This is a genomic window from Clostridia bacterium (genome assembly GCA_019683875.1).
Lineage (GTDB): Bacteria > Bacillota > Sulfobacillia > RBS10-35 > Bu92 > Bu92.
The window spans coordinates 1-13144 of record JADGHN010000048.1 but is presented as its reverse complement, the minus strand read 5'-3'; the positions used below and the strand labels follow the sequence as shown (position 1 = coordinate 13144).

Annotated in this window: 11 protein-coding genes; 3 read left to right on the top strand and 8 right to left on the bottom strand. The window is 70.5% G+C overall.

Annotated elements, in window-relative coordinates; all coding sequences use genetic code 11:
• The 3 genes from IRZ18_05390 to csaB form a co-directional block, all read left to right on the top strand.
• Positions 1–1157, top strand: a 1157-nt coding sequence (locus tag IRZ18_05390) for an O-antigen ligase family protein (GenBank protein MBX5476538.1), incomplete at its 5' end; no start/stop codon positions are given.
• Positions 1139–2314, top strand: coding sequence for a glycosyltransferase (locus tag IRZ18_05385; GenBank protein ID MBX5476537.1), 1176 nt, complete (start codon positions 1139–1141; stop codon positions 2312–2314). The genes IRZ18_05390 and IRZ18_05385, both read left to right, overlap by 19 nt.
• Positions 2311–3558, top strand: coding sequence for a polysaccharide pyruvyl transferase CsaB (gene csaB, locus IRZ18_05380; protein ID MBX5476536.1), 1248 nt, complete (start codon positions 2311–2313; stop codon positions 3556–3558). The genes IRZ18_05385 and csaB overlap by 4 nt, the downstream gene beginning before the upstream one ends.
• On the opposite strand, the gene IRZ18_05375 is transcribed toward csaB, so the two are convergent.
• The 8 genes from IRZ18_05375 to IRZ18_05340 form a co-directional block, all read right to left on the bottom strand.
• Positions 3511–4260, bottom strand: coding sequence for a WecB/TagA/CpsF family glycosyltransferase (locus IRZ18_05375; GenBank protein MBX5476535.1), 750 nt, complete (start codon positions 4258–4260; stop codon positions 3511–3513). The genes csaB and IRZ18_05375 overlap by 48 nt on opposite strands.
• Positions 4260–5051, bottom strand: a complete 792-nt coding sequence (locus tag IRZ18_05370; protein MBX5476534.1) for a DUF2993 domain-containing protein — start codon at positions 5049–5051, stop codon at positions 4260–4262. Before IRZ18_05370 ends, IRZ18_05375 begins: the two co-directional genes overlap by 1 nt.
• Positions 5048–6097, bottom strand: a complete 1050-nt coding sequence (prfB, locus tag IRZ18_05365) for a peptide chain release factor 2 (GenBank protein ID MBX5476533.1) — start codon at positions 6095–6097, stop codon at positions 5048–5050. Before prfB ends, IRZ18_05370 begins: the two co-directional genes overlap by 4 nt.
• Before the next feature lie 141 nt (positions 6098–6238).
• Positions 6239–9049 carry a preprotein translocase subunit SecA gene (secA, locus tag IRZ18_05360; protein MBX5476532.1) on the bottom strand — a complete coding sequence of 937 codons (2811 nt, stop codon included), beginning with the start codon at positions 9047–9049 and terminating at the stop codon, positions 6239–6241.
• Between the two features lie 79 nt (positions 9050–9128).
• Positions 9129–9710, bottom strand: coding sequence for a DUF5317 domain-containing protein (locus IRZ18_05355; GenBank protein ID MBX5476531.1), 582 nt, complete (start codon positions 9708–9710; stop codon positions 9129–9131).
• Positions 9707–10534 (bottom strand): HD-GYP domain-containing protein, encoded by an 828-nt coding sequence (locus IRZ18_05350; GenBank protein ID MBX5476530.1) that lies wholly within the window; start codon positions 10532–10534, stop codon positions 9707–9709. Before IRZ18_05350 ends, IRZ18_05355 begins: the two co-directional genes overlap by 4 nt.
• A gap of 840 nt (positions 10535–11374) precedes the next feature.
• The gene (locus IRZ18_05345; protein ID MBX5476529.1) at positions 11375–11989 is read right to left on the bottom strand and encodes a hypothetical protein; all 615 of its coding nucleotides are present in this window, start codon (positions 11987–11989) and stop codon (positions 11375–11377) included.
• Positions 11990–12042: 53 nt separating this feature from the next.
• Positions 12043–13144: hypothetical protein (locus IRZ18_05340; protein MBX5476528.1), on the bottom strand; the 1102-nt coding region annotated here is incomplete at its 5' end.

Genomic DNA, 13144 nt, shown 5'->3' with positions numbered 1-13144 from the left:
TCTTCGCCGCGGCCGTCGTGATCTCCGCGCTGGCGAGCGTCACGCCGCTGGCCAGCCTCGTCAGCCTGATCTTCTGGCTGAGCTACTTCCTCCTGTTCGTGTTCGTCAGCGAGATGGTCGCGTCGCCGGCCGCCGTCCGCGCAGTGCAGTGGAGCCTGGCGCTGGGCGCGGCCCTCACGTCCGTCATCGGTTTGGCGCAGGCCTACGCCGGCGTCCAGGCGCCGGCGCAATGGATCGACGAGCAGGCCAACCCCGGGTTGAGCACGCGGGTGTTCTCCGTCTTCGACGACCCGAACTCGCTGGCGTCCTACTTCACTTCGACGCTGCCCTTCGTGGCCGCGCTCGTGCTGTCGGAGCGCCGCTGGCTCCTCAGGCTTGGCGCCCTCGCGTTGCTCGGCGTGGCGCTGGCCGGCGACCTGTACACGTTCTCCCGCGGCGGCTGGCTCGCGGCGGTGCTGGCGTTCGCCGTCCTCGGCAGCCTGTGGCGGCCCCGCCACTTCCCGATCGCCTGGGCGGGCATGGCGGTCATGCTGGTGGCGCTGGTGGCGGCCGGCCCGCACGCCATCCAGGTCCGCCTGGAGTCGCTGGCCAGCGGCCAGGACACCTCGATTCAGTACCGCTTCGCCATCTGGACCGGCGTCCTGCACATGGTGCGCGCGTACCTCTGGACGGGCGTGGGCCTGGGCCAGTCCGCCTTCGCCGCCGTCTACCCGCACTTCATGATCGCGGGCACGGAAGCCGCGCACGCCCATGACATTTACCTCGAGATTCTCGCCGAGACGGGCCTGCCGGGCCTCGTCGTGTTCCTGTGGCTCGCCGTGGCGCTGGCGCTGACGTTCCTGCGCACCGCGCTGCGCCGCGTGCCGCCGGCCTTCGACGGCGCGCGGCTGGCGGCGGCGGCCGCGCTTGCGGCCGGCGCGGCGCTGATGTTCGAGGGCCTGACGGACAACGTGTGGTTCAGCCCGCGCGCGGCCATGGGGCTGTGGCTGGGCGCGGGCGTCGGCGTGGCGGCCTGGCGCGCGCTTCTCAAGGCGCCCGAGCCGGCGCCGGAGCCGCCGGCGCCTCACGAGGCCGCGGGCGGCCGCCCGTCGCCGGCATCCCGCGCCGCGCGTCCGGACGCTCCAGAGGGGGGCGAGGCATGCGCATCGTCCACGTGATCAGCGATCGCGGCATCGGCGGCGCCGGACGCTATCTCTGGACGCTCCTTGAGCAACCCGTCTGGGAGGACGATGAGCTGACGGTCATCGCGCCCCGGGGTGAACTCGCCGCCCGGCTGGAGGCCGCCGCCCGCGGGCGCTGGCGCGTGGAGGCTCCGGACCTGGCCCCGCGCTCGCTGGACGCGCGGGCCGTGCTGCACCTCGCGGCCCGCCTGCGCCGCCTGCGGCCGCACGTGGTGCACGCGCACGCCAGCCTCAGCGCCCGCCTGGCCGCGGCGTGGACGCGCGTGCCGCTCGTGGTCTACACGCGCCACGGCTCCAGCCGGCGCGACAGCGCCCAGTGGCAGGGCGGGCGATGGACGCGGTTGCGGCGCCGCGCCGAGGCCGCCCTGCCGCATGAGGCGATCGCCGTGTCCCACGCGGTGGTCGAGGAACTCCTGCGCGATGGCGTGCCGCCCGCCCGCGTGCACCTGATCCCTTCAGGAGTCGATCCGGCGCCGTATCTCGCCGCGGCCGAGCGCCGCGCGGCGTGGCGCGCGCGCCTGGGGCTGGGCGACGCCGACGTGCTCGTCGCCGGCACGGGACGCCTGGTGCCGGAAAAGGATTGGGACACGTGGATCGCGGCCGCCGGCCGGCTTCTCGCGTCGCCGGCAGCCGGGCGGGACGCTGGCGCCGGCGCCACTGAGGACAGCAAGGGAGGCCGCCGTCTCCGTTTCGCCATCGCCGGGGAGGGACCGCTTGAGGCCGACCTGCGCCGCGCGGCCACGGAGGCGGGGGTGCCTGGCGACGTCTTCCTCGGCTTCGTCGACGACGTGCCGGGACTGCTGGCCGCCGCCGACATCTTCATGCTGCTCTCCCGGACGGAGGCGCTGCCGCTGTCGGCCATCGAGGCGGCGTTGGCCGGCCTGCCGTGCGTCGTGTCGAACGCCGGCGGGCTGCCGGAAGTCGTTCCGGACGGCGTGTCCGGGATCGTCGTGCCGGTGGGCGACGCGGACGCGGCCGCGCGCGCGGTGGCACGTCTCGCCGCCGACGCGGCGCTGCGCGGCCGCATGGGAGAGGCGGCGCGTCGCCACGCGCTGCAGCACTACAGCGCGGAGCGCATGGCGCGGGACGTTCGGGCGCTGTACGCGGATCGCCTGGGGAGGCGCGCGTCATGACCGGCCGCCCTCCCGCTCCTGCGGGGACGCGCTCCGGGAGCGCCCGCCCCGCGTCCTCGCGTCCCGCCCGGGACGCGGCCGGCGGCCCGCGGCCGCCGCGCGTCGCCCTGCTCGGCTACTACGGGTTCGGGAACGCCGGCGACGAGGCGCTCCTGCGCGCCGTCATCGGCGACCTGCGCGCGGCATGCCCCGGCATCGAGCTGACCGTGCTCTCCGCCAACCCCGCGGCGACCTCCCGCCACTTCGGCGTGCGGGCCGTGCACCGCATGCGCCCCGCGGCCATCGGCGCGATCCGTCGCGCCGACGCGCTCATCCTGGGCGGCGGCACGCTCCTTCAGGACGTGACCAGCGTGCGGTCGCTGGTCTACTACGCAGGCATGATCCTTCTCGCGCGGCGGCTCGGAACCAGGGTCGTGCTGTACGCGAACGGCCTCGGCCCCGTGAGCAGCGCGGTCGGACGCACGCTGGCCGTGCGCGCGCTGTCGGCGGCCGACCTCGTGACGCTGCGCGACCACGACTCGCTGGAAACCCTGCGCTCCTGGGCGGGCGACGCGATTCCGGCCGAGGTGACGGCCGACGCCGCGTTCGGCCTCGAATACCGGCCCGCGTCGGCCACCGGCGTGCTCGCACGCTGGCGCCTCGCCCGCGGCTCTTACGCGCTGTATGCCCTGCGGCCCTGGCCGGGCGTGGCCGCGCGGATCGACGACCTCGTCATCCTCGCGCGCCAGGTGGCGGAGCGGCACGGCCTGAGACCGGTCTTCCTGGCCATGCACCCGCGCGCCGACCTGGCCCTCGCGCGTGAACTGGCCGCGCGAACGGGCGGGGACGCCCTGGTGCCCGACCTCGACCCCGCCGACACGGCGGGCCTGCTCGCCCTCCTCGGCCAGGCCGGCGCCGTCGTCGCGATGCGCCTGCACGCGCTCGTCCTCGCGGCCGTCGCGGAGCAGCCCGCCATCGCCATCTCCTACGATCCCAAAGTGGACGGCGTGGCCAAGGAACTCGGCCTGCCCGTGCTGGGCAGCGTCAAGGCCCTGCCCCATCTGGACATGCTCCTGCGCGGGATGGAGGCGGCGCTGCGGGAGCGGCCGCGCCGCGCGCAGGAACTGGCGCGCCTGCGGCCCGCGCTGCGCGCCAGCGCCCGGCGGAACGCGGTCCTGGCGGCGGCGCTGCTGCGCCCGGAGGCGCCGGCCGAAGCCTCAGTCCCCGATGCCTCGGCGGCGGGAAGCGGCCGCGAGCACGCGTAGCGCGAACGCCGGCAGCGCCAGCTGGCGACGCCACCGGCGGGGCTCCTTCACCAGGCGGTACAGCCACTCCAGGTTCAGGCTCCGCATCCACGCCGGCGCGCGGCGCGCTGCCCCGCCCCACACGTCGAAGCTGCCGCCGACGCCCAACGCCACGACGCCGCGCAGCGCCGCCCGATGCCGGACCCAGAAGTGCTGCTCACGCGGCACGCCCATCCCCATGAGGAGCACCCGCGCACCGCTCCTCGCGACGGCTTCCGCCACGCCGCCCGCCTCGGCCGGGGCGAAGTAGCCGTCCCGCGCCCCGGCCACGCGCAGCCGCGGATACCGGGCCTGCAATCGGGACACGGCCGCGCTCACCACCTCCGGGCGCGCGCCCAGGAAGTAGACGGGCCAGCCGCGCTCCTCGGCCCGCGCCAGCAGGCGCTCCCCCAGCTCGATGCCCGGCACCCGCTCCGGGAGCGGCGTGCCCAGGCGCCGCGCCGCCCAGACCACGCCGACCCCGTCCGCCACCGCGAGCCGCGCCGATCGCAACGCCTCCGCGAGCACGGCGTCCCTCGCCGCCGCCATGATCATCTCCGGGTTGACGGTCACGACAAGACCGCCTTCCCCGGTCTCCACCAGCGCGGTCACCCGATCGAGCGCCTCCGCCGCCCCGACGCGGTCCACGCTCACGCCGAGCACCCGCACGCGGTCGCCCGCCATCAAAGCGACACCCGCCTGGAGGTCAACGCCGGCTCCGGCGGCGCCCACGCGCCACCGGCGGCGCGGATCGTGGCCCAGCCGCCGGCCAGCTCCACGCCGGTCACCTGCAGCGGCATGCCGGCCAGCGAGAACGAGAGCCGCGCCCCGCCGCCGATCAGGTCGAAGACGGCGTTGGCAAGCGCCGCCGGAACGCCGTGCCCGCCGACCGTCAGCTTGTCGAACGCGAACGACACGGCGCCCTCCTGGGCCCGCGGCACAATGCGGCCCCGCGCGTCGACGGGAAACGTCGCGCCGCGGTAGTGCGCCTCGCCACGCACCTCGATCCAGCCGTCCCCGATGGTCACGGACGGGTTGGCGAGCCAGCCGTCCCGCCCGGCCGCGCGGAGGTGGGCGGCGCGTTCGGCCATCCACCGGGCGATGTCGTCTTGCGAGATGCGGAACGTGGCCTGGCTGCGGGCGACGGAGCGGACGGCGGGCCGATCCTGGCGCCAGAGCGCAAGGGGCTCGAGGCGGACATCGTAAAACGCGCCGTGCAATTCGGAAACGGGGATCCCGCCGACGACGGCGCGGCGGACGTCCAGCTCCACCTCGTCGACGCGCCCCTGGAGGAGCGCAAGGCCAGGCCCGCGGAAGTGGACCTGCACGTCGGCCCCCTCGCCGAACTGCGGCGTGAGCGCGGAGGCGGCCACGTGCTCCACCACGGGCGGCACGAGAAATTCCATCCCCAGCACGAGCACGGCGGCGAGCAGCGCGACACCCGCGACGAGCGACCGCGCCCGCGACGCCGTCATGCCGGCGACCCGCTTCGCTCCGCGCCGGCCGGCGCCATCTGCTTCCTCAGGTAGGCGAAGATGAACGGATCGATCTCGCCGTCCATGACGGCCTTGATGTTGCCCACGGCGTGCTCCGTGCGGTGGTCCTTGACGAGCGTGTACGGCTCGAACACGTAGGAGCGGATCTGGTTGCCCCACGCGATCTCGCCCACCTGGCCGCGCTCCGCCTGAAGCTGCTTCTCGCGCTCCTCCATCATGCGCTGGGCGAGGCGGGCGCGCAGCATCGTCATCGCCGACTCCCGGTTCGCGTGCTGCGACCGCTCGTTCTGGCACGTCACGACGATGCCCGTCGGCAGGTGCGTGATGCGCACCGCCGATTCGGTCTTGTTCACGTGCTGACCGCCGGCGCCGCTGGCGCGGAAGGTGTCGATGCGGAGGTCCTCCGGGCGGATCTCCACCTCCGCCTCCTCCAGGACCGGGAGCACGTCGACCGACGCGAACGACGTGTGACGGCGGCCGGACGCGTCGAACGGCGAGTGGCGCACGAGCCGGTGGACGCCGCGCTCCGGCCGCAGGAAGCCGTACGCGTTGGGCCCGCGGATGGCGAGCGTCACGCTCTTGATGCCGGCTTCCTCGCCCTCGAGGTAGTCGAGCGTCTCCACCTTGTAGCCGTGGTCCTCGGCCCAGCGCGTGTACATGCGCATGAGCATGGCGGCCCAGTCCTGCGACTCCGTCCCGCCGGCGCCGGGGTGGATCGACAGGAGCGCGTCCTTCTGGTCGTAGGGCCCGGTCAGGAGGAGTTCCACTTCGAACCGCTCGAGCGACTCCTCCAGCGAGGCCAGCCGGCTGCGCAGCTCGCGTTCCAGGGCGGCGTCGCCCGGTTCCGCCTCAAGCAGGTCGCACAGCACGGCCAGTTCATCGTGCTCGCCGCGCAGCGCCTCGTACCGCTCCAGCCGGTTCTGCCGGATGCGGTGCTGGCGGATGAAGGATTGAGCCGCATCGGGGTCGTCCCAGAACGCCGGGTCCGCCATGCGGCGCTCCCCTTCTTCGACGGCCGCCTTCAGGCTGGCGTGGTCAAAGAGACCTCCCGAGTTCGTCGAGTCGCGCCGCGAGCGCGCCGAGCGTTCTCCGTTCGTCTTCGTACATGGTCCGGCACTCCTTCTCGTGAATTCGTTCCGTCCGTCTCCGGTCCGCCGCGGGGTTGGCTACCGCCCGCAGCAGTGCTTGTATTTCTTCCCGCTGCCGCAGGGGCAGGGATCGTTCCGCCCGACCTTCTGCACGCGAACCGGCTGCGGCCGCTCCTGCGGCGGCGCCGCCGGGGATTCGCCCGGCCGGCGCGCGATCACGGGCGCCGCCGAGCCCGCGCCGCCACCGGCAGCCATCGGCTGGGGCGCCGCCCCAGCGCCGCCCGAGGCCCACGCCAAGCCGCCCGCGCTGGCGTGCGACATGCGCAGCCCGCGCACCACGCTCTGCCGCTCCACGTTCCGCACGACCTCCAGCCGGAACACCAGCTTGACGACGTCCTCCTGGATGCGCTCGCGCAGTTCGTTGAACATCTCGAACGCTTCCATCTTGTACTCGATCAGCGGGTCCCGCTGGCCGTACGCGCGCAGGCCGATGCCCTCGCGCAGGTCGTCCATGGCGTCGAGGTGGTCGATCCACTTGGCGTCGACGGTGCGCAGCGCGATCACGCGGCAGAGCTCCTGGAACGTCTCCGCGCCGAGCTCCGCTTCCTTGGCATCGAGGCGCTCCCGCGCCTCCTGGAGCAGGCGCTCCTCGATCTCCTCCCGCTCCAGGTCCGCGAAGGACTCGGGCGTGAGCGTCGAGTGGCGCAGGAAATGATGCTCCGCCTGCTCCAGGAGGCCTTTCAGGTCCCACTCCTCCGGGTGCGTCCCCGCCGGGCAGTAGGTGTCGATCCAGCGCTCGATCACCGACTCGGCCATGCCCAGCACGATCGGCTTCATGTCCTGCTCCTCAAGGAGCTGCCGGCGCTGGCCGTAGATGACCTCGCGCTGCTGGTTCATCACGTCGTCGTACTCCAGGAGGTGCTTGCGGATCTCGAAGTTGCGCGCCTCCACGCGCCGCTGCGCGTTCTCGATGGCCCGCGTGACGAGGGGGTGCTCGATCGGCTCGTCTTCCTCCACCCCGAGGCGGTCCATCAGCCCCTTGAGGTTTTCGGACCCGAAGAGGCGCATGAGGTCGTCCTCAAGCGAGATGTAGAACCGGCTGGAACCGGGGTCGCCCTGGCGTCCGGCGCGCCCGCGGAGCTGGTTGTCGATGCGCCGCGACTCGTGACGCTCCGACCCGATGACGTGCAGGCCGCCGAGACGCACGACCTCCTCGTGCTCCCGGTCCGTCTCCCGCTTGGCCTCCGCAAGCGCTTCCTGGTACAGCTTCCGCGCCTCGAGCACGGCCGGGTCGTCGCTCGGCGCATGCTCCACCGCGACGGCGATCACCTCGTCCGGCACGTTCGCCCGCTTCAAGGCCTGCCGCGCCTTGAAGTCCGGGTTGCCGCCGAGCAGGATGTCCGTGCCGCGCCCCGCCATGTTCGTGGAGATCGTCACGGCGCCCAGGCGGCCGGCCTGGGCGATGATCTCCGCCTCCTGCTCGTGGTTCTTCGCGTTGAGGACCTGGTGCTTGATCCCCTCGCGCTTGAGCATCGCGCTCAGGCGCTCCGACTTCTCGATGGACGCCGTGCCGACGAGGATCGGCTGGCCCTTCGCGTGCCGCTCCTTGATCTCGCGCACGATGGCGCGGAACTTGGCGGCCTCCGTCTTGTAGACGACGTCCGGCAGATCCTTGCGGATCATCGGCTTGTTCGTCGGGATGACGACCACGTTCAACTTGTAGATCTTGTCGAACTCGTCGGCCTCGGTGGCCGCCGTGCCCGTCATGCCGGCGAGCTTCTCGTACATGCGGAAGTAGTTCTGGAACGTGATCGTGGCGAGCGTCTGGCTCTCCTGCGCGATGCGCACGTTCTCCTTGGCCTCGATGGCCTGGTGCAGGCCGTCCGAGTAGCGGCGCCCGAACATGAGCCGGCCGGTGAACTCGTCGACGATGATGACCTCGCCGTCCTTGACGACGTAGTCGCGGTCCCGCTTCATGAGCGCCTTGGCCTTCAAGGCGTTCTCAAGGTAGTGGGCGAGGTCCATGTTGTCGTTCGCGTAGAGGTTGTCGACGCCGAGCGCCTTCTCGACCCTCGCAATGCCTTCCTCGGTGGGCGCCACGGTGCGCGCCTTCTCGTCGACCGTGTAATCGCGCCCCTCCTCAAGAGTCTCGGCGATCCGCGCGAACTTGAAGTACAGCTCCGTAGGCTTGTCGCTCAGCCCCGAGATGATGAGCGGCGTCCGCGCCTCGTCGATGAGGATGCTGTCGACCTCGTCGACGATCGCGTAGTGCAGCTCGCGCTGAACGCGGTCCTGAGGGTACATCACCATGTTGTCGCGAAGGTAGTCGAAACCGAACTCGTTGTTCGTGCCGTACGTGATGTCGGCGGCATAGGAGGCGCGGCGCTGGGCCGGGTCCAGCCCGTGCACGATCAGCCCCACGGAGAGGCCGAGGAACTTGTACAGCTGGCCCATCCACTCGCTGTCGCGCTTGGCCAGGTAGTCGTTGACGGTGACGACGTGAACGCCCTTGCCCGTGAGGCCGTTGAGCACCGCGGGCAGCGTGGCCACGAGGGTCTTGCCCTCGCCGGTGGCCATCTCGGCGATCTTGCCCTCGTGCAGGACGATGCCGCCGAGGATCTGCACGTCGAAGTGGCGCATGCCGAGCACCCGCTTCGACGCCTCACGGACGACGGCGAAGACTTCGGGGAGCATGTCGTCGAGCGACTCGCCGGCCTCGTACCGACGGCGAAACTCGGCGGTCTTGGCCGCCAGCGCCTGGTCGTCGAGACCGGCCACGGTCGGTTCCAGCTCGTTCACGCGCTGCACGATCGGCTGCAGCCGGCGCAACTCGCGCTCGTTGTAGTTCAGGAGCCGTTTCAGGACGCCGAGCAAGGCGGAGCCCCCCATACGTTCAAAAGGCGCGACCGTCGACGACGCCCGCGCCTTTTCCAAGTGTAACACGCTCAAAAAACGGGGGGCAACGAGCTCAGCCGGCGCGGCCAACGCTCCACGTCCGGGTCTCCGATCCCACCATCACGCGCTGGACGAACAGAAACAGCCCGACGGCCACCAGCACGTCCCCGATGCTGAACGTCGTCGGCCGCGGAAACGGCGGCGGCACGAACAGCCAATCCCCGAGCCACCAGAGCCGCGTGGAGGAGGTCAAAAGCGTGTGCATGTAGTCCCCGGCGCCTTGAAGAAACGGGATCTGGTCCGCCTGCAGCGTCGCCTGGAGGGCGTGCCTGGATACCGGCATCCTCGCCCCGTTCAAGGCGATCACGACGAAATTGGCCAGCGTGCCGAGGAAGACGAGCCGAAACCAGGGCAGCTGAAGGTTGAGAGCCAACGCGTACAGGAGAAAGACGTAGGACACGACGTGGATCCAGGCCGCCCAGGGTTGAACCCACGCGAGTCCGGAATATCCGGCCCAGTGCAGAAAAATGCGCCCCGCGAACCCGAGCAGGATGAGCCCGTACGAACGAAGCTGCACCTCGGAAAACCGGTCGATCCGCCCGCCGCGGATCAGGCCGACGACCACCGAGACCAGCAAGGCCCACGCAAAGATCATGCGTTCTCGGAACCTTCCGGCACGTCGGTGGACACCGGCGGGTTGTCAGCGGGACGGCTCGCCGCAGCCTCCCGGCCTGCGGAAACCATTTCCGGCAGGGCGATCAGCTCGCCCAGTTCGGTCGCCGAAATCGGCGCCGGCTGGCGCAGGATCTCCTTCGCGAACCGCTCGTCCGCGCACAGTTCGAAGAAGCGGCGCAGCACCGTCGGGTCGTACTGCTCTCCGCTGGCACGCGCGAGCTGGCGACACGCCTCGATCAGCCGCATGGCGCGCCGGTACGGCCGGTCGGACAACATGGCGTCAGCCGCGTCCGCAATGGCGAGCACCCGCGCCCCGAGCGGGATCGCCTCTCCCGCCAACCCGTCCGGATAGCCCTTGCCGTTCCAGTGCTCATGGTGATGCAGCACCCACTCCTGACCCTTGCCGAGGAAGTGGATGTTGCGGACGATCTCGTGGCCCGTCACCGGGTGCTTCTTCATGAGTGCGTACTCTTCCGCCGTGAGCGGGCCGCGCTTGTTCAGGATGGCGTCGGGGACGGCGATCTTGCCGATGTCGTGCAGGAGGCCGACGATCTCCAGAATCTCCAGATCCTCGTCCGACATGTTCATGACCTTGCCGAGCGAGACCGCGATGCCGCTCACGCGTTCCGCGTGGCCGGCCGTGTACGGGTCCTTCGCCTCAAGCGCCCTCGTCAGGGCGACGATCATCTCCCGGTACGACTGGCGCATCTCCGAATAGAGCTTGAAGGACTGCCGCGCGACGAGAAGCGGCAGGAAAAAGACGGCCAGGCCGACGACGTCCAGCGACTGGTAAACGGCCGCCATGACGTAGCATATGGGAATAAGAGCGAGATAATTTGGGACGGTGTCCATGATACTAGTCTTGAAATAATGCATTACTGACATACGGTGATATAGAGACACCATGACAGAAACGGTTCCTGCGTTGATGCTGAAGTACAACAACCCACCCGCTACCAAACCAGTCCAAGTCCCGAGTGGAGCTCCCCAGGCGTTGGATAGCGTGGCGTAAGCCACCCCAGATACCCCGCCCGCAAGACCCAATTGCAAGTGGTTGAGGATCATTCGTAGCCACGTGACCCGGCCCCGCAGTTCGTCGAGAGTAAAGGTGCCGAAAAGTCCTACAACGAAGCCCGCGAAAGGCCCCATAACCATTGAAGTCGCGAATATGAGGGGAAACCCAACAGACACGGTGCCGCGCCCTTGTGGGAGAGGAACCGGTAACGATTCCGCCACGGCGGTTAGGACAATGAGCGTCCACAATTGCCACATGGAAAGGACATGCGGATCCCACAACGCCCACCCAACAAGGATGACAGCTGTTACGAGAATGAAAAGTAACGTGTAGTGATGACGGTGGATTCCCGGTTGCAATGCGCTCCTCCTATCCTTTCCGGTCTCGGCCCGCAAGGGGTTCTAGGCTTGTGTGTCGCGGTTATGCTTTACCAGCGATAGTTCGCACCGGCCGCAATGGCCAGCAGCGCCAACGTCGCAAGAACCTTCAGCACACGCACCATCTCGAACACAACCCCTCGACTGACTTAGCCCGGCCAAACTCCGCTAGGTGATGCACGGGCCCTTCGCTGGGGCACGAGACCGGAAATCCGCAAAACGGCAAATTCGGAGCAAACTTGTCCATCCACCTCACCGGAACGCGCGGTTCGCGGCGTCCAGGACGACGCGCGCCGCAGCGGTCCGCTCGTTCTCCTGCACCGCGGCGATGCCCAGCAGGGTCCGACCGTCGCCGTCCGCTTCCAGATGCAGGGCCGCGATGAACGCGGCCTGCCCCGCGAGGCGGATCCGCTGCAGGTCCACCAGCGCGAGCATGACCCCCTCGCCGAGCGCCGCCTCCAGAGCCCGGACCGTGGCCAGGGCTGTCAGCCGCAGCTCCCGGTCCGCTCCGCCCCGCGCCTGGCCGACGTTCACGCGGTCCCCGTCCGTGAGCCGGACCGTCACCTCCGCGACGTCGCCCTCTTCACGCACGACGCCGATCTCCGCGAGCCGCCAGCGCCCCTCTTCATCCCAGACGCCGCTGGGTCCAACGGGAGTGACGACGATCGCATCCGCGGGGAGGCGCCGCCCCGTCAGGGTATAAACCAGGGTGTGGGCGTCGCTGACCGCCGCCGCGGGGTCTCCCGTGATGAGCAGGTGCACGCGCTCCACGCCGCCCTCGCCCAGCGAGACCCGCGCGGACTGGACGCCGGGAAGGCTGCTCAACCACCGCTCCAGCTGCAGCGTTTCCCTGGACAGAAAAGGCAACCTCCGCCGGAGACATTCGAGCGAAAATTCGGCAATCCTGCCATTGAATTCCGTTATTCTCCAAAAGACGGCATCAATGCAAGGGAATCTGACAATGTCCAGAGAGCCCCGTTGACGAGCGTGTGACCGCCGAGAAGGACGGGAACGAGCGCGTTCCGCGCGGCGTCCGCGAGCGAGGCGAGGCGTGCATCGTGTACGGATGCGATATCGCCGAGATCCGCCGCAAATCGTTCCTCTTCGCTCGCGTCCGACCGCCAGTGGGCCAGGAGCACCCGGGAGTCGAACAGCACGGCGTCAGCGACGTGCGACACCGCGCGGAAAAACCGTTCGGCCCCGGCAACGTCGACGAACTCGCCGACGAGCGATCGCACGAGACCCGCCGCCTCGCGGCCGAGCGCCTTCATGCCGCGTTCCTCCGAGAACACGCGCACCCGGCACTTCCAACGCTCGTTGATGCGAAGCACGGTCGTCGGCGAGACGCGGCCGAACAGGGCCAGCTCCCCGCCGTCCCGCAGGACGCGGGCGACGCGGTCCACCTTGCACGCCATTTGCTCGAGCCCGGGCACCGAAGCCAGGGCCTGGCGAACGGCCGCGTCGCCCGCCACGTGGCCGGGCGCGATCCCCTTCTCGACCAGCCAACGCAGGATGCAGGCGTCCGCCGGGGTGTCGAGGTCGAAGTTCAACGCCGCGTGGTTCGGCCACAACATGCGCCGCAGGCCGGCTGCCTCAAGCAGGTCGCCGATGCCGTTGTCATGCGACGGCCATGCGCTCCGTGCCTGCGCCAGGGCGGCCGCCGTCGCGGCGAAGACGTCCGGTGACTGGGGGTTGTTCAGCCAGGCCTGCGAAGGGTCCGTGAGCGCGCCAGCGAGGTCTCGAATGTCGGTCGCGTCGAGCGACAGGGCCGCGCCGCCCCCGAAGTAAAGCAGCCACGCGTCCGGGTCGGCGGCGGCCACGCGCCGCGCCACCTCGGACAGCTCCCGCCCGAACCGGAACGGGCGCGCGCTCGTCACCGGCACGGCGCCGGCCGCGCGTGCCTCTTCCAGCAGCGCCGCGCGATCGCTGACCACCCAGACGCGCTCGATCCCGGCGGCGAGGAGCTCGCGCACGCGCACGAGGGTCAGCGCTTCCCGCACGCGCGCCACCGCCCCCGTCAGG